At 59.9% G+C, this 21,290-nt stretch carries 21 protein-coding genes; 9 read left to right on the plus strand and 12 right to left on the minus strand.

The genetic code is table 11. From position 1 onward, the window contains the following. Position 1: 1 nt before the first annotated feature. Both T424_RS0114040 and T424_RS0114045 read right to left on the minus strand, forming a co-directional pair. Entirely contained in the window at positions 2-2,368 is a 2,367-nt protein-coding gene (locus tag T424_RS0114040; RefSeq protein ID WP_027488298.1) for a putative bifunctional diguanylate cyclase/phosphodiesterase, read from the minus strand. A 548-nt stretch (positions 2,369-2,916) separates the two neighbouring features. Beyond that, positions 2,917-3,513 carry a 50S ribosomal protein L25/general stress protein Ctc gene (locus T424_RS0114045; RefSeq protein ID WP_027488299.1) on the minus strand — a complete coding sequence of 199 codons (597 nt, stop codon included), beginning with the start codon at positions 3,511-3,513 and terminating at the stop codon, positions 2,917-2,919. 252 nt (positions 3,514-3,765) lie between these two features. Between T424_RS0114045 and T424_RS0114050 the strand changes: the two genes are divergently transcribed. The 3 genes from T424_RS0114050 (at position 3,766) to T424_RS0114060 (ending at position 7,063) form a co-directional block, all read left to right on the plus strand. Further along, positions 3,766-4,722, plus strand: coding sequence for a helix-turn-helix domain-containing protein (locus tag T424_RS0114050; RefSeq protein ID WP_027488300.1), 957 nt, complete (start codon positions 3,766-3,768; stop codon positions 4,720-4,722). Positions 4,723-4,882: 160 nt separating this feature from the next. Beyond that, positions 4,883-6,397 carry an aldehyde dehydrogenase gene (adh, locus tag T424_RS0114055; protein WP_027488301.1) on the plus strand — a complete coding sequence of 505 codons (1,515 nt, stop codon included), beginning with the start codon at positions 4,883-4,885 and terminating at the stop codon, positions 6,395-6,397. A 300-nt stretch (positions 6,398-6,697) separates the two neighbouring features. Then, on the plus strand, positions 6,698-7,063 hold the full coding sequence (locus tag T424_RS0114060; RefSeq protein ID WP_027488302.1) for a DUF779 domain-containing protein: 366 nt from the start codon (positions 6,698-6,700) through the stop codon (positions 7,061-7,063). A 65-nt stretch (positions 7,064-7,128) separates the two neighbouring features. Here T424_RS0114060 and T424_RS0114065 read toward each other — a convergent pair whose 3' ends face one another. From T424_RS0114065 to lgt, 7 genes are all read right to left on the minus strand, one after another. Further along, positions 7,129-7,950 carry a thioredoxin domain-containing protein gene (locus T424_RS0114065; protein ID WP_154664913.1) on the minus strand — a complete coding sequence of 274 codons (822 nt, stop codon included), beginning with the start codon at positions 7,948-7,950 and terminating at the stop codon, positions 7,129-7,131. Between the two features lie 500 nt (positions 7,951-8,450). Further along, entirely contained in the window at positions 8,451-9,383 is a 933-nt protein-coding gene (locus T424_RS0114070) for a ribose-phosphate pyrophosphokinase (RefSeq protein ID WP_027488304.1), read from the minus strand. Positions 9,384-9,616: 233 nt separating this feature from the next. Then, positions 9,617-10,519 (minus strand): hypothetical protein, encoded by a 903-nt coding sequence (locus tag T424_RS0114075; RefSeq protein ID WP_037067768.1) that lies wholly within the window; start codon positions 10,517-10,519, stop codon positions 9,617-9,619. 262 nt (positions 10,520-10,781) lie between these two features. Beyond that, positions 10,782-11,933, minus strand: a complete 1,152-nt coding sequence (locus tag T424_RS0114080; RefSeq protein WP_027488306.1) for a M24 family metallopeptidase — start codon at positions 11,931-11,933, stop codon at positions 10,782-10,784. Positions 11,934-11,996: 63 nt separating this feature from the next. Next, a complete protein-coding gene (pgeF, locus tag T424_RS0114085; protein WP_037067770.1) occupies positions 11,997-12,782 on the minus strand; it encodes a peptidoglycan editing factor PgeF in 786 nt (261 codons plus the stop codon). 117 nt (positions 12,783-12,899) lie between these two features. After that, positions 12,900-14,000 (minus strand): class I SAM-dependent methyltransferase, encoded by a 1,101-nt coding sequence (locus T424_RS0114090; RefSeq protein WP_027488308.1) that lies wholly within the window; start codon positions 13,998-14,000, stop codon positions 12,900-12,902. Positions 14,001-14,017: 17 nt separating this feature from the next. Further along, on the minus strand, positions 14,018-14,860 hold the full coding sequence (gene lgt / locus T424_RS0114095) for a prolipoprotein diacylglyceryl transferase (protein ID WP_027488309.1): 843 nt from the start codon (positions 14,858-14,860) through the stop codon (positions 14,018-14,020). Between the two features lie 186 nt (positions 14,861-15,046). On the opposite strand from lgt, the gene T424_RS0114100 reads away from it, so the two are divergent. The 4 genes from T424_RS0114100 to T424_RS0114115 all read left to right on the plus strand — a co-directional run bounded on the left by T424_RS0114100 (position 15,047) and on the right by T424_RS0114115 (position 17,446). Beyond that, positions 15,047-15,307 carry an accessory factor UbiK family protein gene (locus T424_RS0114100; RefSeq protein WP_027488310.1) on the plus strand — a complete coding sequence of 87 codons (261 nt, stop codon included), beginning with the start codon at positions 15,047-15,049 and terminating at the stop codon, positions 15,305-15,307. A 476-nt stretch (positions 15,308-15,783) separates the two neighbouring features. After that, positions 15,784-16,284, plus strand: a complete 501-nt coding sequence (locus tag T424_RS0114105; RefSeq protein ID WP_027488311.1) for a type III secretion system chaperone family protein — start codon at positions 15,784-15,786, stop codon at positions 16,282-16,284. Continuing rightward, positions 16,281-17,096: a pyrroline-5-carboxylate reductase gene (gene proC / locus T424_RS0114110; RefSeq protein WP_027488312.1), complete on the plus strand. Its 816-nt coding sequence runs from the start codon at positions 16,281-16,283 to the stop codon at positions 17,094-17,096. Before T424_RS0114105 ends, proC begins: the two co-directional genes overlap by 4 nt. Further along, positions 17,093-17,446: a tRNA-binding protein gene (locus T424_RS0114115; RefSeq protein WP_027488313.1), complete on the plus strand. Its 354-nt coding sequence runs from the start codon at positions 17,093-17,095 to the stop codon at positions 17,444-17,446. The genes proC and T424_RS0114115 overlap by 4 nt, the downstream gene beginning before the upstream one ends. 19 nt (positions 17,447-17,465) lie before the next feature. On the opposite strand, the gene T424_RS0114120 is transcribed toward T424_RS0114115, so the two are convergent. The 3 genes from T424_RS0114120 to T424_RS0114130 are packed head-to-tail and all read right to left on the minus strand — an operon-like array spanning position 17,466 to position 20,022. Further along, positions 17,466-18,845 (minus strand): sensor histidine kinase, encoded by a 1,380-nt coding sequence (locus T424_RS0114120; RefSeq protein WP_027488314.1) that lies wholly within the window; start codon positions 18,843-18,845, stop codon positions 17,466-17,468. A 5-nt stretch (positions 18,846-18,850) separates the two neighbouring features. Next, complete coding sequence (locus T424_RS0114125) at positions 18,851-19,549, minus strand: response regulator (RefSeq protein WP_027488315.1); 699 nt, start codon at positions 19,547-19,549, stop codon at positions 18,851-18,853. Positions 19,550-19,551: 2 nt separating this feature from the next. Then, entirely contained in the window at positions 19,552-20,022 is a 471-nt protein-coding gene (locus tag T424_RS0114130; RefSeq protein WP_084268509.1) for a MarR family winged helix-turn-helix transcriptional regulator, read from the minus strand. Between the two features lie 235 nt (positions 20,023-20,257). Between T424_RS0114130 and T424_RS0114135 the strand changes: the two genes are divergently transcribed. Next, positions 20,258-20,428 carry a hypothetical protein gene (locus T424_RS0114135; RefSeq protein ID WP_154664914.1) on the plus strand — a complete coding sequence of 57 codons (171 nt, stop codon included), beginning with the start codon at positions 20,258-20,260 and terminating at the stop codon, positions 20,426-20,428. Between the two features lie 191 nt (positions 20,429-20,619). Beyond that, complete coding sequence (locus T424_RS0114140) at positions 20,620-21,267, plus strand: MBL fold metallo-hydrolase (RefSeq protein ID WP_027488318.1); 648 nt, start codon at positions 20,620-20,622, stop codon at positions 21,265-21,267. Positions 21,268-21,290: the final 23 nt, after the last annotated feature.

Raw genomic sequence — 21,290 nt, forward strand, 5'->3', positions numbered from 1 at the left:
ATCAGGCCCGCAGCTTCATGCTGTCATTGTTCTTCATCTGCGCGCTCAACTCCTCGAAGGCCATAGGCTTTCCGAAGAGATAACCCTGTCCGTAATCCACGCCGATTGCCCGCAATTCCTGCCGCTGTATGTCGGTTTCTATGCCCTCGGCCACCACGGCGCACTTCATCTTGTGGGAAATGGCGGCGATGCCTTCGATCAACAGGCGGCTGCGCAGGCGCAATTCCTCGCTTTCGGCAGTGATGGCGCGGATGAAGGATTGATCGATCTTGATGATATTGACCGGGAAGCGGGTAAGGTAGCTGAGCGAGGAATAGCCGGTGCCGAAATCATCCAGTGCAATGCGGCAGCCGAACTGGCCAATCCTTCGGAGGATCATCTGGATTTGCGGGTTATCGCGCATCAGCGTTGCCTCGGTGATTTCGATGATGATGCGTGCCGGGTCGATGTTGAAAAGATGGACGGCGCTGGCAAGCCACACGGGCAGGCTGGCATCGATCTGCAAGGGTGAGAGATTGAGCGCCAGATAGGAGGCGGTATCGCCGGTGAGCTTCGAAAGCTCGGTAAAATGTTCCAGCGCCTTGCCGAAGACCTGCTTGCCGATTTCGTGGATGGCGCCCGTTTCCTCGGCCACCGTAATGATGTCCATGGGGGCGACAATGCCCTTGACGGGGTGGCGCAGGCGCATCAGGGCCTCGTAGCCGACCGTGCGGCCGCTGGAAAGGTCGGTGATGGGCTGGAGATAGGCGTCGAACCAGTCGCGTTTCAGGGCCTGCTCGGTCATCTCCTCGATTTCGGCGCGCCGCCGGGCTGAGCTGCCAATGGTGTCATCGAAGATGCGCAGACCGTTCTTGCCGTCGCGCTTGCGATTATACATGGCCATATCGGCTTTTTGCAGCAATTCGGCGGCCGTTTGCGCATGGTGCGGATAAAGCGCAATGCCGATGCTGGCGCTGAGCCGGGTTGCCGCGCCCTTGATGACGAAGGGCGTTTCGAAAATGCCGCATATGCGGGCGGCAGCCAGTTCGGCGGCTGTTTCCGCATCGTCGGAGCGCAGCAGAATGGCAAACTCGTCACCGCCGATGCGGGCGGCAACCGAGCCTTCGGGAAGTTGCGGCAGGATCATGCCCACCAGCCGGCGCAGGGCCATGTCGCCCGCCTGATGGCCGAGATTGTCGTTGATCCATTTGAAGCGGTCGAGATCCACGAAAAGGCAGGCCAGCGTGCCGCCTTCGCGGTTTGTGGCGGCAATTTCGGCCTCCAGCGCCTGCTCGAAGCCCTGACGGTTGATGAGGCCGGTCAGATGGTCGGTTATCGCCTGCTGCCGGTTCAGCGCCTCCGATTGCTTGAGGGCGGTTATGTCGGTCATGACGCTCAGTGAAAGCGTGGCGCTGCCTTCCTGCGGCAGGCGGCTCGATTCGACGATCAGCACATCCATGATGCGGCCGTCGGCACAGGCAAATTTCGTCGTGCATTCGCGCCGCTGGGTTGCGCTGTCATCGGTGGTTCGGGCCTTGAGAAAGGTGCAGCGCTCCTCCTGCGGCAGGAAGGTGCTGAAGGCAAGGCCGATCACGTCCTGGCGGCGGTAGCCGGTGGCCAGCAGCCAGTAATCGCTGACACTGGTGATCCTGTCCTTCCTGTCCAGCGAAAACAGCATGGCAGGCGTCAGATTGTAAATGTCCGTCGCCAGCCTGTGGGCGTTTTTCAGCTCGTTTTCCTCGGCTTGCAGCTTCATCTGCATGGCGTTGAAGCTTTGGGCGAGCCGCCCCATCTCGTCATTGGACTCCCAGTCAACGGCGTGGCGCGAGCCAAGACGCCGCGTGGCCTCTATGGCGGCGGTCAGGCGCAGCAACGGCTTCATCACGATAAGCCGGTTGCCGATGATGGCGGCCAGCAGAATGATGATGACCGCCAGCAGAAAGATCCCCATGAAGATCATTTCCGTGTTGCGCAGCCCGTCCAGCATTCCCTTCTTCTGGTAGTAGACGGTAATGCGGCCAACGTCCTTGGGGCCTTCCTCGTGGAGGTAGAAAATGGGCCGGCTGACCTGGAGCATATTGCTCCTGTCGGCCTTGAGGGGGATTTGAATATCGATGCCGTCGGTCACATCCTTGACTTCCACGCCATCCACATTGCTGCTGGAAACAAGCGTGGCGGCGATCTGGTAGACGCTTTCGGAATCGAAATCCCACAAGGGCTTGGCCAGCGCCTGGGCATTGGCTTCCACCACCATGGCAATGGCGTTTTCACGCCGGGAGGCGGCGCGCTCGGTGGAAAATGCCAGAAGCAAAACGAAAAGCGGGATGATGCAACTGAAAACGGTTCCACCGACAATGGCCAGAAAACGCTTCTCCACCGAGGGGCTCATGGGCAAAGTCCCCGCACGCAAGGGTCATTGGCGCGCCTGGCGACCGTCTTTGTCCGGTTGCAGGACCTGGCCGCTTGCCAACATGCCTGGCCGACAGGATTCATTCCGCTTACCCCTCATTTTTACGGAATGTCGTGCAGGCTTGCCGCAAACCCGCATGGCATCCGATCCGAGACGCTTCCGGCAGGAAATGACCATGTTTCCCCCGTACATCTTTCGAGATTTTCCAAGGATCATGCCACCTATATCTTAATGCAGGTTGAATCCCTCACCCGCGCCGGTGGTGATTTACTGCATAATTCCTTAAATCGGAATCGATTTAAGGTAAAAATTATGCAGCAGCTTTAAAGTGTTACAGCGTCCTTCGTGCGTTTGATAAAACGCACGGCGCTGTAGAGGCGTAATCCTGTCGATCCTCGTTTCGCTCCGGTCGGATCATGCTCCATGGCACAGCAAGGGCAGTGGCGCCGCCGTGGCAGGACGGCAACAAAAAACCCGCCACGAGGGCGGGTTTTCCAGAGGCTTTGCCTCATGTCACGCTGGCGAAATTACTCGCTTGCAGCTTCTTCTTCAACGCCTGCTGCCGGAGCAACGATGGTGGCGATGGTGAAGTCGCGGTCAGCGATGACCGGCGAGGTGCCGGCCGGCAGCTTGACTGCGGAAATGTGAACGCTGTCGCCAACCTTCAGGCCAGCCAGATCGACCGTGATGAATTCCGGAATGTTGGAGGCCGGAACGTGCAGCTCGACTTCGTGACGAACGATGTTGAGAACGGCGCCGGTCTTGATGGCGGACTTCTCTTCGTTTTCGAAGTGAACCGGAACGGCAACCGTGACTTCGCTGTTGGCGGAGACGCGCAGCAGATCGACATGCATGGTGAAATCGCGAACGCGATCGAGCTGGTAGTCCTTCGGCAGAACACGGATCTTCTGGCCGTCGAGGTCGATAACGGCAACCGTGGTCATGAAACCGCCAGCGTGGATACGCTTGGTGACTTCATTGGTGTTCAGCGCGATGGCGATGGGGGCCTGCTTGTCACCATAGATGACAGCCGGAATCAAACCGTTGCGGCGAAGTTCACGGGAGGACCCCTTACCAACCCGTTCGCGTGCGACGGCCTTGAGCTCGTAAGATGCGTGGCTCATGGCTATTCCTTTCAAAGTTACTGGAGAGCCCGGAGCCGATGGCCTTGCGCCCGACCCGGACTTGAAGCAATGAAATGTCATGGCTTCATCCGCGTTGCCTCCAAGGGTGTCTGCGCGGACGCGCGGCTCATAGCGCACATAGCCTGCAAACGCAAGTCTTCCGCCCGTTTCCGGTCGCCCAAAGTCTCGATTGCCAGATGAACGCCAAGGGTTCATGATGGTTGAGGATGTCGTCTGCTTTGGGAGGAGCAAATGAACGTCGCACACAAGCATTCAGACAAGGTCTATTCCGTGGCGCTGGAGGGCTCGCGCGCTGCCAGTTCGCCCATTGCCGCCTCATGGCGGCGATGTCTCGACCTTCACCACCTGACGCCGGATGAGCGCCGCCAGCCCCAGACGCTGGAGGAGGCGGAATTCAAACGCGCGCGGGAACGCGGCGCCCACCTGCTCAGCGCCAGTACCGAGGAGATCGACCGGCTGTTTGCTACGGTTGGTCGCTCGGGTTGCTGCCTGGTGCTGGCGGACATGCATGGCGTGGTGCTGGAGCGGCGGGGCGTGGCGGGCGACGACAAGGATTTCCATCGTCTTGGCCTTTGGCAGCAGGCGGTGTGGAGCGAGGCCAGCGCCGGCACCAATGGCATCGGCACGGCCCTTGCCGACGAACGGGCAGTGACGGTTCACCGGGAGCAGCATTTTCTGTCGGCCAATATTGCGCTGAGCTGCGCGACGGCGCCTATCCGCGATCATCTGGGGCAGGTGACGGCGGCGCTGGATATTTCCACCTGCCGCAATGACGTGTCGGAACTGACGCTTTCCATGCTCTCCCAGGCCGTGCGCGATGCCGCGCTGCGGGTGGAGACCAACCTGTTCCGGCTTGCTTTCCCCAAGGCGCGCATCGTCATGCTGTCCCATGCCGGTTCGCCTTCGGCCCTGTTGGCGGTGGATCGGGACGATCTTATTCTTGGGGCAACGCGCACGGCCCGCCAGATCCTGCATATCGACGATCAGGCCATTGCCCGCGGCCTGCCTGCCGCCGATGCCCTGGAGGAGCAGGGCAGGGTGGAGGGTGAGGACCTTCTCGATGCCGAGCGTGCCGCACTTCGCCGGGTTCTGTCGCGCACGGGCGGCAATGTCTCACAGGCGGCGCAGGTGTTGGGCATCAGCCGCGCCACCCTGCATCGCAAGATGAAGCGGCTGGATTTGCATTGACGGCTTTTGCCGCCTGTGTCGCAAGGATGCGACACTGTGCGATGCGGTATCGAACCGGGCCACTGGTCAAAGGGCGGGTTCGGCGGGATCATCTTCTCAAGGTTCTGGAGGGAACCCCCTGATGCGGCTTGGCCGCTCATGCATCCATGGGAGGAAAATCATGAACATTCAGGTTCAGACAATTGCCAGCAGTCCGTTCAAGCTGAAATACGGAAATTTCATTGGCGGGGAATGGCGCGAGCCGGTTGGCGGGCGCTATTTCGACAATACGACGCCTGTGACCGGCGGCAAGCTGTGCGAGGTGGCCCGTTCCGATGAGCGCGACATCAACCTTGCGCTGGATGCAGCCCATGCGGCCAAGGACCAGTGGGGCCGCACTTCCGCCACCGAGCGCGCCAACATGCTGAACCGGATTGCCGACCGCATGGAAAGCAATCTCGAGCTTCTGGCGCGGGCGGAAACCTGGGATAACGGCAAGCCGCTGCGCGAGACCATGGCTGCCGATATTCCGCTGGCCATCGACCATTTCCGCTATTTCGCCGCCTGCGTGCGTTCGCAGGAAGGCTCGATCGGCGAAATCGACCACGACACCGTGGCCTATCACTTCCATGAGCCGCTGGGCGTGGTCGGCCAGATCATTCCTTGGAATTTCCCGATTCTCATGGCGGCATGGAAGCTGGCGCCAGCGCTGGCGGCGGGCAATTGCGTGGTTCTCAAGCCCGCCGAACAGACGCCGTCTTCCATTCTCGTCTGGGCCGAACTGATTGCCGACCTTTTGCCCGCGGGCGTGCTGAATATCGTCAATGGTTTCGGCCTGGAAGCAGGCAAGCCTCTTGCGTCCAGTCCGCGCATCGCCAAGATCGCCTTTACGGGGGAAACCTCCACCGGGCGGCTCATCATGCAATATGCCAGCCAGAACCTCATTCCCGTCACGCTTGAACTGGGCGGCAAATCGCCGAACATCTTCTTTGCCGACGTGATGAACGAGGATGACGATTATCTGGACAAGGCACTGGAAGGCTTTGCCATGTTCGCCCTCAATCAGGGCGAGGTCTGCACCTGCCCCAGCCGCGCGCTGGTGCATGAAAAGATCTATGACCGCTTCATGGAAAAGGCCGTAAAGCGCGTGGAGGCGGTGATCCAGGGGCATCCGCTGGAAATGTCCACGATGATCGGCGCGCAGGCTTCCAGCGAGCAGCTTGAAAAAATTCTCTCCTATATCGACATCGGCAAGCAGGAAGGGGCCGAAGTGCTGACCGGCGGCTATCGCAACGAGTTGCCGGGCGATCTTGCGGGCGGCTATTACGTCAAGCCCACCGTGTTTCGCGGGCACAACAAGATGCGCATCTTCCAGGAGGAAATCTTCGGGCCGGTGGTGTCCGTCACCACCTTCAAGGACGAGGCCGAGGCGCTCGCCATTGCCAACGACACGCTCTACGGCCTCGGGGCCGGTGTATGGAGCCGGGACGCCAATACCTGCTACCGCTTCGGGCGCAATATTCAGGCAGGCCGCGTCTGGACCAATTGCTACCACGCCTATCCGGCCCATGCGGCCTTCGGCGGTTACAAGCAATCGGGCATTGGCCGCGAAACGCACAAGATGATGCTCGATCACTACCAGCAGACCAAGAACATGCTGGTCAGCTACAGCCCCAAGGCGCTGGGATTCTTCTAAGCATTTCCAGGAAAAGTGTCATTACGGTTTTCCGTTCGGAAATGCGTGAAAGGAAATGAGCATTTCCAGGAAAAGTGTCATTACGGTTTTCCGTTCGGAAATGCGTGGAACGAGAACCGCTATGAGCCTTGTCTGAAACCGGGCCGAAGACCGCTTTAAGGTTTTCGGCCCTTATTTGTTAGAGCGGTACATTGTTTCACGGAAACGCTGAACCACTCTAACTATTTTTTTACGCATTTTCGGACGGAAAACCGGTTCCCACTTTTCCTGAAAATGCTTTAGGTCTTGCAGGAGGAATTCATGGAAGAAGAAACACCGCGCGTGATTGCCACGGATGCGGCCATTCGGCTGATCCGGGAAATCCGGCAGGATTATCCGCAAATCCTGTTTCACCAGTCGGGCGGCTGTTGCGACGGGTCATCTCCCATGTGCTATCCTGCCGACGACTATATTGTCGGCGATACGGATGTGAAGCTTGGCGAGATCGACGGCGTGCCCTTCTATATTCACCAGAGCCAGTATGAAGTGTGGAAGCATACGCAATTGATTATCGATGTCGTGGCCGGGCGCGGCGGCATGTTTTCGCTGGATAATGGACGCGAGAAGCGCTTTCTCACCCGTTCCAGACTGTTCGATGGGGTGATCTGCCCGTTGCCGGCAAAGTAGGCGCCTGTCTGCTCAAAACCGAAAGCAAGATGCGCAAAAATGTGCAGCGATCTTGCTGTAAAACGCTATACTTCAGCCAGCCCCGCCTGATGCCAGGCGTGATCCATGATCGACAGTTTCGTGGTTTGGGCGCGCGCATAGGCCATGCGAAAATCATTGGAAACCCAAAGCACCGAACGTCCGCGCACGCCCTGCCAGCCAATGGTTCCCATCTGTTCGGCTTCCAGCAGCTTGCGCGTCAGGTGGGTGCGCGACAGGTGAAAGGTTTCCGCCATGGTCTGAATGGAAATAATGGCGGTTGGAACCTCAGCCGTTCCCGCCACGGTGGGAACGGTGTTGGCAATCATCCAGTCAATGACGACATTGCCATTGTTGAGCCAGATGAACGGCTTGAAGATTGCAGGCTGTTGCAGCAGCTCCGGCGTGACAAGAAAGGCATCGGCAATGATGGGGTGCATTTTCGCAAGGACACCGATTGGATCGGCATGAAATGTCGCCAGCCGCGTGCCGCCATCGAAATCATCCAGCGTCTGGAGATGGTTGAGCAGCCAGCCAGCCACGGTCGTCAGCGTCAGTTCGGAGGGCACGAGGGGGCGGCTGCGCCGGTCCTCGCAACTGATCTGCTGGACAATGTTGTAGGCCTCAAGCTCTTTGAGAAAAGAATCTGCGGTGTTGCGGCTTGCCACGCCCAGTTCTTCGATCTTTTCGAAAAAGCGGGCCGAAAGAATGAAGCCCTTTTCGAAGTAAATCTTCAGCGCGATATGCGCCAGCAGCCACTTCTGATGGCTGGCGAAAACACGCCCCATATGCGGGCGCTCCTGAAAGCGGGTCAGAAAGCCGAGCGCCTGCCTGCGGATCAGGTCGTGCAGCCTCGGATCACTTAGCATGTCAAGTGGGGTCAATGGCATGGAAACAAATCGGTTTTTGCAAAGAGGTTAAGACACCTGCCGCTGCGGCGTTGCAGCCCCAAGCGCCATTTTCAGGTCTATCCCAAATTTGTGCATAAGTGATATAGGAAATGTGAAATTGATAACCATAAATAAAGTGGTGGTTAATCTGTCGCGTTAGCGTCAAGCTGAGTAATTTGTTTTAATGCATAATATTTATTGTATTGTATTTATTTAAATTCAGTAAATATATCAGTTCGTTAGGTTTCGGCTTTGTGGAAATTTCTGACAGGTTCGCAAGTTTTCGGCAGACTTTGCCCGTCATTTGCGTCCAACCTTGCCTGTGCAGGCCATCGCATTTGTAGCAATTGATACACGCCCTCTATCATGGCATCGAAGATGCGAACGCATCCTCGCCTTGAAGGTCTGGCATCCGGGCAAAACAAAAGGCGGGCGCATTGGGATGCACCCGCCTTGTTGCGTCACTCGCGTTTTTGCAATCAGTCGAACAGGCTGGAAACCGAGGCCTCGGCGCTGGTGCGGTTGATTGCCTCGCCCAGAAGCGTGGCGGTGCTGAGCACGCGGATATTGTGCGCCGACTGGACTGCGGTGGTCGGCTGGATGGAGTCGGTAATCACCAGTTCGCGCAGCTTGGAGGAGGTTACGCGGGTGACGGCGCCGCCCGAAAGAACGCCGTGGGTGATATAGGCTGTTACGCTGGTCGCGCCCTTTTTCAGCAGCGCCTCTGCGGCATTGCACAGCGTGCCGCCGGAATCGACAATATCGTCGATCAGGATGCAATCCTTGCCTTCCACGTCGCCGATAATATTCATCACCTCCGACTCGCCGGGCCGGTCACGGCGCTTGTCCACGATGGCCAGCAGACAGTCCAGCCGCTTGGCCAGCGAGCGGGCGCGCACCACGCCGCCAACGTCGGGAGAAACGACCATGACATTTTCAAGGTTGTAATGGTCCTTGACGTCGCGCGCCAGCAGCGGCGCGGCATAGAGATTGTCGGTCGGAATATCGAAGAAGCCCTGGATCTGCCCGGCGTGAAGGTCCAGCGTCAGCACCCTGTCGGCGCCAGCCTCGGTGATGAGATTGGCCACCAGCTTGGCGGAGATGGGTGTGCGCGGACCGGGTTTACGGTCCTGCCGGGCATAACCGAAATAGGGGATGACCGCCGTGATGCGCCGCGCCGAGGACCGGCGGAAGGCATCGATCATGATAAGCAGTTCCATCAGGTGGTCATTGGTCGGAAAGGACGTGGACTGAACCACGAAAACGTCTTCGCCGCGGACATTCTCCTGGATTTCCACGAAGATTTCCTGATCGGCAAAGCGGCGGACGCTGGCCTTTCCAAGGGGAACATTGAGATACTTGCAGATTGCTTCAGCCAATTGCCGGTTTGAATTACCTGCGAAGACCTTCATGTTTTCCCGCCTGTCCCGTGTTGCTGCCATTTCGGGGACTGCCCCTTGCGCGTGCAGCAATAAACACAATCGGCGGCGATCTTCCGTCATGTCCGGTTGCCGCCGCGTTGCGCGCTTTTTACCGCCCTTGCCCCTGAATGCAAGTGGTTTGCTAGGGGAATGAATGAATTTCGTAAACGCGGACCGATTTTGCCCTGCGGCGGTGGAAAAACCCAGGGCCGCCGCCTTTGCCGTCAACTCCGGTGCTGCCTTGCAAAGGCTGCGTAATCCTCGATGGTGCGCGTGGCGATAAGCTGCATGATGGAGGCCGGAACGGCTTCCCATGGGTCCGATGCCTTGCCCGGAATGGCCTGCTGTCCCTGAATGCGATGCACACGGTTGCCCGCGCCATCCAGCACATCCCAGACGTAGCTGATATTGATGCTGGCGCCATCCTGCATGGCGGAGAGATAGCCCTTCAGCACATAGGCGCCGGGTTGATCGGCGCTGAGCTGGATCTTGAGGCCCTTGGCTTCGGCATCGGCGGCAAGGTGGCGGGCCAGCGGCCGCAACGCGCTTTCCGGCGCTCCGATGATCGGCAGGAAGCGCAAGGTGGCAGGATCGGCTGGCGGTAGTGCGGCCTGCTGCGGCTCTTGTGGCGGGCCTGGAGCGGCCGCAGTCGCCTGTTGTGTTTCTGACCCGGCGGCGGGAGGTACCGTCTCTGCGCTTTCCCTATGCGGTTTGAGCGCGCGTCGGCGCGGTGCGGCCTCATCCCTGACCGGCTGGTCGAGGGGTTGCGAGGCTGCCGGATTATAGCCTTGCTGCAAGGCGGAAGCCTGCGCCTCCAGCGTGTCGTTTGGCGTGGAAGCGAATGCGCCGCTTTCCACCGGCTCCAGCGTATCCTCCTGCACGGGCGGATTTGCATAGGCCTGCGCGAAACTTTGCCGACGCACGGGTCCGCCGCCCGGAACCTCTTCCGGCGGCACGGGATAGTGGTCGTTTTGCCGCATGGCCGTCTGCATGTCGGCTTCGGTCAACGGGCTGCTGGAAATGGAGCCGCTGGTGCCCACATCCACCTGTGGGGTCAAGGTCTCATAGGTGTTGCAGCCCGAAAGGGCGGCAAGCGTGATGGCCATGGCAGAGCGGAAAAATCGCATCGGCAGGCTCCCTGCAAAGATGGAAACCATCAGCACGCGCCCCGATGCTGATGGTCATCGCGCAAGCCTTGCACAAAACAGTTAAATATTTAGTCCATGGCCGGACGGAAAACCTCCATACACTTTTCTTGGGCCATGGCTTTTTGCACGCATGGCCGGACGGAAAACCGTTACACACTTTTCCTGGCCATGCTTTTTTGCACGCATGGCCGGACGGAAAACCGCTATACACTTTTCCTGGCCATGCTTTTGCCTGCCATGCTTATCGCCGCAGCAAATCCACCCCATGCCGTGAAAGGCTGCGGGGGCCTGCGTCCGTGGTCAGATAGGATTGGCCAAGCGTCATGGCGGCGTTGCGCTCGCTGTCCAGAATGATGACATGCAGGAAAAGCGACATGTTGGGCAGGATGGCTTGCGGGTTGCCCGCCATGAAAAGCTGATGCTCCATCCATGACGGCGCAAAGCGCGCGCCCAGCGAATAGCCGCAGACATTCAGCCGGTGGCGGGTCATGCCCGCCTCGTCGAGGCTGCGGGCCAGCGCGTCGAAAATCTCGCCGAAGGTGTGGCCCGGCTTCAGCCGCGCTTCCATGTCCTGAAGTGTTGCGGTGCAGGCGTCGTAAAGCTCCATGTGCCGGGGGCCGGGCTCGCCGATCAGCACGGTGCGCATCATCGCGGCGTGGTAATGCGCGCTCACGCCTGCCCATTCCAGCGTCAGTTGATCCTGCGCCTGCAAAATGCGCCGGCCGGATTTGTAACGGCAGAGCAGGGCCTCTTCGCCTGAGCCGATGATGAAATTATTGGCCGGATAATCCCCTCCACCGGCCAGAACCGCGCCTTGCAGAGCGGCCAGAATGGCGGCCTCGTCCGCACCGGCGGCCACCAGCGGCAGGGCCGCCTCCAGCGCGTCGTCTGCAAGCAATGCCGCCCGTTCGATATGGCGGATTTCCGCCTCGCTCTTGATGAGCCGCAAATCGCTGACGATGGTAGAGGCATCGATCAACTCGCCGAAACTGACCAACTGGTTGTCGATCAGCCTTGCCGTCCGGCCTGTCATGCCGTGGGTATCGTATTCGATACCCAGACGGCAGCCGAGAAGGTCCATGTCCACCAGCAGGTTTTTCAGATCCATGCTCGGGTCTGCATTGCTGCGATCCACCCAGACCAGAATATTTTCGATGGTGGATGTCAGCCGCGCCTGCCGCAAATCGGCGGCGCGGGTCAAAAGCGCCATGCTGCCATCGGCCTTCACCACCAGCGACTGGAAGAAGCAATAGCCAAACGTGTCATATCCCGTCAGCCAATACATGCTTTCCTGGGCGAACAGCAGCAGCGCGTCGAGCTTTTCCTCGCGCATCCGGGCCTTGAGCCGCTCCAGTCGCGCGGCAAATTCTTCACGGGGGAAATGCAGCGTCATGATGCCTCCTTGACTGGAGCAAAACGGTTATATGGTTTTGTCCGTTTGCGGAAACTGGCCCGCTCACGGCCTTTCCTGAAGCGCGATGGCCGAAATCTGGCGCCCGTAATCGGGCTCGGCGGCATGGGTCGTGCGGCGATAGGAATAGAAGCGCTGCGGATCCGCATAGGTGCACAGGCCAAGACTATCGGCGGCAATACCGGCCCGTGTCAACCGTTGCGCGGTAAAGGCGGGCAGGTCGAACCAGGCGTGGCCGGGCTTTTCCGACGGGCGGAAAAAGCTTTCATAGCCCGCATCCTCAGCCACGAAACGCTCCACGAATTCCGGTCCCACCTCATAGGCGTTGCCGCTGATCGAGGGCCCAAGCGTGGCCCTGATCCTGCCGCGCTCGGCCCCCAGCCGGATCATGGCGTCTATGGTGTTTTCCAGAATGCCCGTCAGCGCGCCTTTCCAGCCCGCATGGGCAGCGCCAATAACGCCCGCTTCCGGATCGGCAAACAGGATAGGCCCGCAATCGGCGGAAAGCACGCCGAGAACGAGGCCCGGACGGTTCGTAACCATGGCGTCGGCCTTTGGCCGCTCTGCCTCGAATGGAGCCGTGACCGTCACGACATCCGGCGAATGAACCTGATGCACGGTGACGAGGCGATCTGTACCAAGCCCGAACCATTGCGCCACGCGCTGCCGGTTCTCGTTCACATGCTCGGGACGGTCGTTAGAGCCAGTGCCCACATTCAGCCCGGCGTAAATCCCTTCCGATACGCCACCCTGCCGGGTGAAGAAGCCGTGCCGCAAGCCTGCCGTTCCGGCCTGTTCAAGCAAGGGACTGATAAGGGGGGAGACAGCCATGGCAAAATCCTTCACTGCGGTAACAATGACTGCGTCATCACGCCCTGCGTCGTGCAGTGTTACCAGATTCGTCGTCCGCGACGAAAACCGCACACCAGTTTCCGTGGGCCGGAGACATCACTCTCCGGCGCGGAACGGCTGCAAGGCAAGCGCCGGGCTTGAAACGGCCAGAACCTTGAAAAGTTCACCCATGCAGCCTTCGCCAGCGCCGGCCAGCCGTTGCACGGCATCCGTCAGTTCGCGTTGCACGGCCTGCTCCTTGCCGCGTCCCAATGCGCCGGCGCGATCCTCGATGCCCAGCCCCACCAGAAAATCGCCCTGCCGCAGGCAGCCGTTCACATGCACCCCCGCCGCCATGGCGGTGCGGGCCAGATCCTCGAAATCGACATGGCTGGTCAGGTCGGCCAGGCCGGGATGGGCCAGCGGCGGATCGAAGCCATGGTTTTTGATGGCCTGCAAGGTATCGCCAAAGCCGGTGGAGATGTGGCCGTAATCGATAATCAGCGCCGTGCCGCCTTCATGCTTCAGGCGCTCGCACATGGCCTGCATCACGGCCTGTCGCGCCGGGGCGATCTCGAAGATCGTGCCGTCGGGCGGTGTGCCGCTGCCCGGCGGCAGCAATGCGGGATCCAGCCCGGCGACGCCGGTGGTAAAGGTCAGTTCGTCATCGATGCCGAGGCTGACCATGCGCTCGCGAAAGCCTGCGCCGGTCTTGACGAATTGCCGGATAGGAATGGCGTCGAACAACTCGTTCGCGACCACCAGCGCAAAACCGGGCGGCACCTCATCGAAGCTCGAATGCCAGGAAATCTTTTCGATATGGCTTTCCAGCGTCTCATGCTGCACGTCCCGCAGCCGCTGGCTGGTTTCCACCAGATGCACGGTGCAATCCCGGTAAAGATCGGGAGCAAGCCGGGCGATCACCCGCAGCATGTCGCTCATCATGGTGCCGCGGCCGGGGCCAACCTCGGCCAGCCGCACCGGGGCGGGCAGGCCATGGCGCTGCCAGGCGTGGACGACGAAAACGCCGATCATCTCACCGAAAAGCTGGCTGATTTCCGGGGCGGTGATGAAATCGCCGCCCGTGCCGAAGGGTTCGCGGGTCTTGTAATAACCGTGTTCGGGATCGGCCAGACACAAGGCGAAATAATCCGTCACGCTGAGCGGGCCATTCATCCGAATGATCGCCTTGATTTTTTCCGCGAGCGGAGTGGACATGGTTCCCTGCTCCCCGTTCATATCGTCTTTACCGCCCGCTGTGCCCGCAGGATGGCCCAGAGGCCGAGTGCGAACATGGGTGTGGACAGAACCATGCCCATCGTCAACCAGTTTCCGGCAAGATAGCCCAGTTGCGCGTCGGGTTCGCGGAAGAATTCCACGAAAATGCGCGCCAATGCATAACCGCAGATGAAAATGCCGCTTACGGTGCCCGGCGCTTTCAGAAGCCCGCCCCTGCGCCCGGCCAGTTGCACGACCGCAAACAGCACAATGCCTTCCAGCGCTGCCTCGTAAAGCTGGCTCGGATGGCGGGAAAAGGGGCCGCCGCCCGGAAAAACCATGGCCCAGGCCACATCCGTGGGGCGGCCCCACAATTCACCATTGATGAAATTGGCGATGCGGCCGAAGAACAGCCCGATCGGGGCAACGCTGGCCACGATGTCGAAAAGCGGCCATGTGGGCAGGGCGTGCTTGCGGGCAAACAGAAGCATGGCAAGGGTCGCGCCCGTCAGCCCGCCGTGAAACGACATGCCGCCATTCCACACCTGAAGCGCCAGAAGCGGATTGGCCAGAACCGGATCGAGATCGTAAAACAGCACATAGCCGATGCGCCCGCCCAGCACGATGCCGACGGCTGCCCAGACGAGGAAGTCGTCGAGATGCCGGTCCGTAATCGCAATGCTGTTTCCCGGCCATAGCTCGGGCCTGGCGATCATACGCCGGGCTACCCACCAGCCCAGCAGAATTCCGGCCACATAGGCCAGCCCATACCAGCGAATGGCAAGCGGACCCAGCGAGACGGCCACCGGATCAATCTCGGGATAGGCCAGAAGAGCGAAATAATTGGCGAGTGTCGTCAAGGTCATGCTTTCATGTGTTTGGCGGAAAATGGCCGTGCCTGCCGCACCGGTCAAGATGAATCTCGGTTCCATGCGCACAAGCGGCCCGTCATCCGCATTTTTTTGCTTGCAACGGGCCTGTGCAGTGCCTACCTCCAAAACAGGTTATTTGAAGACCTCGAAAGCACAAACAGATGGAGCATGACGATGAGCGCCGGCAGCAACCGTTTCATGGATGAGTTCGCCAAGCTGATGACGGATGCCGCTGGCGCCGCGCAGGGGGTGCGCAAGGAGATGGAACAGGCCTTTCATGCCCAGGCGGAGCGCTGGCTCAACAGCCTCGACGTGGTGCGCCGCGAGGAGTTCGACGTGATGCGGGAGATGGCCACCCGCGCGCTTGACGAAAACGAGGCGCTGAAGGCGCGGATCGAGGCGCTGGAGGCCAGGCTGTCCGGCAAGGCTGACTGATTACGCTTCTTTCGGGTCTCGCGGATTTTTCGCGTAATCGCGCCTGCAAATCAATAATCACGTTGAAAGACGGCCGCAGGTCTTGCGGCCGTTTTTGTTTTGATTCGAAAGACTTACCCACAGGGGTACCGTGGTGGTTCGGCCGGGCTGTTAACGATTTTTTATCCACATGTGGAGATTGCCAAAAAACCGAGTTGGCAGAGTCGGTTAAGCCAGGATGGCAAAGTGATCTCCAAAGCCCTGTCCACAGTCACGGGGACCAAAACGGGACTTCGGGGCTGGCGCAGACCCCCTCCCGCTATACACTGATTTTAAATGATGATTCGAAGCGGCCCGGCAAGTTTCGGGCAGGGTGCCTGCGGGTATTCTGGGGGTGACGGGCATCATTCCAAGCGTGTTTTCCGGTCAGTGCGTTGGTTTCGTCGATGCTTCGTCGCGTTCATCGTCTCACTCGATCCGGATCGAAAAGGTGCTGCATGAGGCTCATGGAACTGGAATTTGAACGTCACTCCAACCCGGTCGATATGATCGAGTTCGTTGCTTCCAGCAACGACTGGTCCTTCGAGCGCTCCGGCGAGGACGAAATCGCCATGACCGTGGATGGGCGCTGGGCCTCTTATCAGGTTTCCTTTTCCTGGATGGAAAGCTGCGAGGCGCTGCATCTGGCCTGCGCCTTCGATCTCAAGGTGCCGGACATCAAGGCCAATGAAATCCTCAAGCTTCTGTCGCTGGTCAATGGTCAGGTTCTGATGGGTCATTTCGATCTCTGGCGGCAGGAGGATGTGGTGATCTTCCGCCAGTCACTGCTTCTGGCCGGGGGAGCGGAAGCCACCAACCAGCAGGTCGAAGTGTTGCTGTCCTCGGCGGTCGAGGCGTGTGAGGCCTATTATCAGGCTTTCCAGTTTGTCGTCTGGTCCGGCATCGATGCCAAGTCGGCATTGGAAGCGGCGCTGTTCGAAACGGTTGGCGAGGCATGAGCGGCATGGCGGGCAGGATCGTACTGGTTGGCGCAGGCAATATGGGTGGCGCCATGCTGACCGGCTGGCTCAAGGCCGGTGTGGAGGGCGCGCGCATCGTGGTGATCGATCCCGGCCCCAGCGCGACCATGGCCGCCCGCATTGCCGAGGCGGGTGCCGTGCATGTGACGGCCGCGCCGGATGGACTGATTGCCGATATTCTGTTTCTGGCCGTGAAGCCGCAGGTCATGGATGCCGTGCTGCCGCCTCTCAAGCCGCTGGTGGGCAAGGATAGCGTGGTCGTATCCGTTGCGGCTGGAAAGACCATTTCCTCCATGGAGCGGCATCTCGGCGAGGCGGGCATGGTGCGTGCCATGCCCAATACGCCCGCAATGGTCGGGCGCGGCATTACCGGCGCTTATGCCAATGCCCGCGTAAGCGAAGCCCAGCGCGCGCAGGTGCATGAGCTTTTGAAGGTCAGCGGCCCGGTGGAATGGGTGGCGACCGAAAGCGACATCGATGCGGTCACTGCCGTTTCCGGCAGCGGCCCGGCCTATGTTTTCTATCTCGTCGAGTGCCTTGGCGAGGCAGGCCGCAAAGCAGGCCTGCCGGCGGACCTCGCCATGCGGCTTGCACGGGAAACTGTCGCGGGGGCTGGTGAATTGCTTTACCAGTCCCCCGACGACGCCGCGACCTTGCGCAAGAACGTCACCTCGCCGGGCGGCACTACGGCTGCGGCGCTGTCCGTGCTGATGGCGGAGGAGGGAATGCAGCCGCTGTTCGACAAGGCGGTGGCGGCGGCAAGGAACCGGGCCGAGGAACTGGCGAAATGAGCGATGGCGTGAAGCCTGAAATCGGGTTTGCCGACTTCGAGAAGGTCGATATTCGCGTTGGAACCATCATCGAGGCCGAGGAATTTCCGCAGGCGCGCAAGCCCGCATACAAGCTTCTGATCGATTTCGGGCCGGAAATCGGCCTCTTGCGGTCTTCCGCGCAGATCACCGTGCATTACACGCCCGAAACGCTGATCGGCCGTCAGGTTCTGGGCGTGGTGAATTTTCCGCCCCGCCAGATCGGCCCGGTGCGCTCTCAGGTGCTGACCCTTGGCTTCGAGGATGAAAGCGGCGCTATCGTGCTGGCCTCCGTTGCCGGTCCCGTGCCGAACGGACGGAAAATGCTGTAGTACCAATGCCCGATATTTTCTAAACGGGAATGCGGATGGTGGCCTTCAATCCACCAAGCGGGCTGTCTCCCAGCGTGACATTGCCGCCATGGCTGCGGGCGATGTCGCGGGCAATGGCAAGGCCTAGGCCGGTGCCGGAGGCATCCTGGTTGCGGGCCTCGTCCAGCCGGAAGAATGGCTTGAAGACATCCTCGCGGGATTCGGGTGCAATGCCGGGGCCGTCATCGTTGAAATTCATCACCAGCCATTTGGGTGAGTGGCGCGCTTCCACGACGACGGTGTGGGCATAGCGGCGACCATTGGTGGCCAGATTGCCCACCAGCCGCCAGAAGGCCTGCGGGCGCACGCGCACCTCTTCCTCGCCTTCAAGCGTATAGTTCAAGGTCTTTCCATGCAGTTCGAAATCCTCGCGGATGCGTTCCAGCATCTCGCGCAGGTTCAGCGTGCCGAATTCCTCTTCCGCCTCGCCCTTGGCAAAGGCCAGATAGCCTTCCAGCATGGATTGCATGGCCTCGACATCCTCATGCAGCGGTTCGAGATCCGGATTGTCTCCGGCAATGGCCAATTGCAGCTTGAAGCGGGTGAGTATGGTGCGCAGGTCGTGGCTGACGCCGCTCAGCATGGCGGTGCGCTGTTCCATCTGCCGCTCGATACGTTCGCGCATCAGAATGAAGGCCATGCCGGCGCGGCGGATTTCATCGGCCCCGCGCGGGCTGAACTGTTCCGGCATGGGCTGGCCCTTGCCGAAATGTTCGGCGGCGGTGGCCAGCGCCAGAATGGGACGGATCTGGCCGCGCAGGAAAAGGGCGGAAATGACGATCAGCACCAGAGACGTGCCGAACATCCACAGCAGGAAGATATGCGTGTTGGAGGCATAGGCCTGATTGCGGCGGGCAAAAATCCGCAAAATGCGGTCATCGAGCTGAATGCGGATTTCGATCAGCGGTGAATCACCCACGGTATCGATCCAGAATGGGCGCTTGATCTGCGTGCGCAGCTCATCGCTCAAGGACTGGTCGAGGATGGAGAAGAAGGGCTTTGGCCTTATGGCGGGCAATTCCCCGCCCTTTTCCAGGGAGGCGATCAGGCCGAATTTCTGCCGCGCCAGCAAAAGCGTGGCCTCGGTATTGTCCGGATAGCTGTCGAGCAGCTCAATGACGGCGCCAATATCGCGGGTGACGGCGGCGGAAAGGCGCTGCGTCACCATTTGCCAGTGCCGCTCCATGAACACGAAGAGCAGCACGGTTTGCAGGATCAGCATGGGCAGGATGATGATGAGAAGCGCCCGGGCAAACAGGCCGCTGGGAAACTGGCGCCGCAGCCAGCGGCTGAACCAGCGCAGGTCAAGCCAGGAAATGCGCCGCGAAAACAGCCGCCCCAGGGCCTCGCCAAAGGTCATGGCAATCAATCCCGGCTGAGGCGGTAGCCGATGCCGCGCACCGTTTGCAGCCAGACGGGATTTGCCGGGTCCTCCTCGATCTTGCGGCGCAGACGGTTGATCTGGACGTCGATGGTCCGTTCGCCCACATCGGCTTCCTCGCCCACCAGTTCGTGCCGGGGAATGGTTTCACCGGCGCGGCTGGCAAACAGCATCATGATGTCCTGCTCGCGATCGGTCAGGTGGATGACGTCGGCGCCCTTCTTCAGCTCCTTGCGCGACAGCGAGAAATTATAGGGGCCGAACATGATCTGCTCGATCTTCGGCGCGTCGTTCAGGGCGTTTCGCTTGAGGATATTGTTGATGCGCAGCACCAGTTCGCGCGGGTCGAAGGGTTTGGCCAGATAATCGTCGGCGCCTGCCTCCAGCCCGGCAATGCGCGAATCGGCTTCCGAACGGGCCGTCAGCAGAATGACCGGCGCACGGTTATGGGTCGAGATGAATTTGGTCAGTGAAATGCCGCTCTCTCCCGGCATCATCACGTCCAGCACCAGAAGGTCGAAGGTCAGGCCTTCCAGCCTGCGGCGGGCTTCCTGGGCGTCGGCGGCAACGGTCACGCGGAAACCCTGATCGCTCAGATAACGCAGCAGCAGGTCACGAATACGGGTATCGTCGTCCACGACGAGAAGATGCGGGGCGTCATCCGTCAGCATAGCCCGTTTCATGCTTACTCCTCCAGCGTCACGGTGGCGGCCTTCTCATTGCTGAGCATGGCGGCAAGAAAGGATTTTACACCGGCGCGCTCACTTTCGGAAAGCCCGTCATAGGCCCGTGCGATGCGCTGCGATTGCGGCTGGCAAAGCGCCAGCGCCAGTTCACGTCCGGCAAGCGTGGGATAAAGCCGCCGCTGGCGCCGGTCTGCCGGGCCGGTCATCTGGCGGATATAGCCGGCATCGATCAGCTCTTTCAGAACACGGGCCAGACTTTGCTTGGTGATGCCGAGGATGGACAGAAGATCGGCCACCATCATGCCCGGCCTGCGGCTGACGAAATAGACGACGCGGTGATGGGCGCGACCATAGCCGATCTTCTCCAGAATACCGTCCGGATCGGAAATGAAATCGCGATAGGCGAAGAACAGCAGCTCGATCGTTTCGAAATCGATGCTCTTGTCATCGATTTTCGGCAGGTCCGGCATGGGTTTCTGGGAGGCTTTCGCAGGAGCCCGTTTCTGCAATTTGGTCTTCCTTCTGGACGGGATGGTTCAAGCGCCATGCGTCCTTGCTGTGGATGCGGGAAACTTACGGCTGTGGCGTGAAAAAGACCATGCCCGCGCTTCTGTAGCTGTGGAAAAAGCGACAAAATTCGGGCGGGGATGAAACCAAATTGCGCCTGAAGCCTTTATGGCGGCAAAGGCAAATGAGGACGCTGCAATGCAAAAGACCATGGACATGAGCGAGGAGCAGAATGTGGAGACACGGCTGAAGCCGGTCATGATTCTGGTGTTTTCTCTCAAGCTTGCCGTGGCGGCCTTGCTGGTTGGTCATCTCGCACTGCCGCATCCGTCGATTGCCAGCCCGGAACTGGTGGCCGCTGCCCGCTAAAGCGTGTCGCGATCTTTCAGATTCGCTCCTGACGCTTTAGGTGTTTGTTTTTTCGCAGGTCGTTATCGCAAAACCGCTGCACACTTTTGCGCGACATGCTTCAATGCCTCAGGCATTGCGGCTTTGCAAAATTGGCTATTCTTCTTTCCCTTCACTGGTGTAAGCCGGTGTCCAGACAATGAGAGGACGCCATGGGCAAGCTTCAAGCCGCTATCATCCCTGTTACGCCATTCCAGCAGAATTGCACGATTTTCTTCGATAGCGAGACATTGGAAGGGGTTGTTGTCGATCCCGGCGGCGATGTGGAGGAAATTACCCGGATTATACGGGAGAAGGCGCTGAAGATCAGCGAAATCTGGATCACCCACGGTCATCTCGACCATGCGGGCGGTGCGCAGGATCTGCGCGAGGCGCTGGAAGTGCCGGTCATCGGTCCGCACGAAGACGACCGCGTGATGCTGGAAAATCTCGAAATGCAGGCGAGCCGTTTCAACGTGCCGATGCGGTTGAGAAACTTGGTACCGGACCGGTTTTTGCAGGAAGGCGATGTGGTTGGCTTCGGCGAACACCGGTTCGAAGTCTATCATTGCCCCGGCCACGCGCCCGGCCATGTCATCTTCTTCAATCGCGCCGCGGGCTTTGCCCATCTGGGAGATGTGCTGTTCAATGGCTCCATTGGCCGCACCGACCTTCCTGGTGGCAATCACCAGCAATTGCTCTCATCGATCCGCGACAAGGTGCTGCCGCTGGGCGATGAGGTGGGCTTCATTTGCGGGCATGGCCCCGGTAGCCGCATTGGCGACGAGCGCCGGAACAATCCGTTCCTTGTTGGTCTTTGAAGCTGAAACATAAAAAAACCCGG

This window comes from Allorhizobium undicola ORS 992 = ATCC 700741, assembly GCF_000621665.1.
In the GTDB taxonomy this organism is placed as follows: Bacteria; Pseudomonadota; Alphaproteobacteria; order Rhizobiales; family Rhizobiaceae; genus Allorhizobium; species Allorhizobium undicola.

Bases quoted from the DNA above. Each gene is read 5' to 3' on its own strand.
- T424_RS0114040 (WP_027488298.1), bottom strand. From the start codon at position 2,368: ATGAGCCCCTCGGTGGAGAAGCGTTTTCTGGCCATTGTCGGTGGAACC.
- T424_RS0114045 (WP_027488299.1), bottom strand. From the start codon at position 3,513: ATGAGCCACGCATCTTACGAGCTCAAGGCCGTCGCACGCGAACGGGTT.
- T424_RS0114050 (WP_027488300.1), top strand. From the start codon at position 3,766: ATGAACGTCGCACACAAGCATTCAGACAAGGTCTATTCCGTGGCGCTG.
- adh (WP_027488301.1), top strand. From the start codon at position 4,883: ATGAACATTCAGGTTCAGACAATTGCCAGCAGTCCGTTCAAGCTGAAA.
- T424_RS0114060 (WP_027488302.1), top strand. From the start codon at position 6,698: ATGGAAGAAGAAACACCGCGCGTGATTGCCACGGATGCGGCCATTCGG.
- T424_RS0114065 (WP_154664913.1), bottom strand. From the start codon at position 7,950: ATGCTAAGTGATCCGAGGCTGCACGACCTGATCCGCAGGCAGGCGCTC.
- T424_RS0114070 (WP_027488304.1), bottom strand. From the start codon at position 9,383: ATGAAGGTCTTCGCAGGTAATTCAAACCGGCAATTGGCTGAAGCAATC.
- T424_RS0114075 (WP_037067768.1), bottom strand. From the start codon at position 10,519: ATGCGATTTTTCCGCTCTGCCATGGCCATCACGCTTGCCGCCCTTTCG.
- T424_RS0114080 (WP_027488306.1), bottom strand. From the start codon at position 11,933: ATGACGCTGCATTTCCCCCGTGAAGAATTTGCCGCGCGACTGGAGCGG.
- pgeF (WP_037067770.1), bottom strand. From the start codon at position 12,782: ATGGCTGTCTCCCCCCTTATCAGTCCCTTGCTTGAACAGGCCGGAACG.
- T424_RS0114090 (WP_027488308.1), bottom strand. From the start codon at position 14,000: ATGTCCACTCCGCTCGCGGAAAAAATCAAGGCGATCATTCGGATGAAT.
- T424_RS0114100 (WP_027488310.1), top strand. From the start codon at position 15,047: ATGAGCGCCGGCAGCAACCGTTTCATGGATGAGTTCGCCAAGCTGATG.
- T424_RS0114105 (WP_027488311.1), top strand. From the start codon at position 15,784: ATGAGGCTCATGGAACTGGAATTTGAACGTCACTCCAACCCGGTCGAT.
- proC (WP_027488312.1), top strand. From the start codon at position 16,281: ATGAGCGGCATGGCGGGCAGGATCGTACTGGTTGGCGCAGGCAATATG.
- T424_RS0114115 (WP_027488313.1), top strand. From the start codon at position 17,093: ATGAGCGATGGCGTGAAGCCTGAAATCGGGTTTGCCGACTTCGAGAAG.
- T424_RS0114120 (WP_027488314.1), bottom strand. From the start codon at position 18,845: ATGACCTTTGGCGAGGCCCTGGGGCGGCTGTTTTCGCGGCGCATTTCC.
- T424_RS0114125 (WP_027488315.1), bottom strand. From the start codon at position 19,549: ATGAAACGGGCTATGCTGACGGATGACGCCCCGCATCTTCTCGTCGTG.
- T424_RS0114130 (WP_084268509.1), bottom strand. From the start codon at position 20,022: ATGCCGGACCTGCCGAAAATCGATGACAAGAGCATCGATTTCGAAACG.
- T424_RS0114135 (WP_154664914.1), top strand. From the start codon at position 20,258: ATGCAAAAGACCATGGACATGAGCGAGGAGCAGAATGTGGAGACACGG.
- T424_RS0114140 (WP_027488318.1), top strand. From the start codon at position 20,620: ATGGGCAAGCTTCAAGCCGCTATCATCCCTGTTACGCCATTCCAGCAG.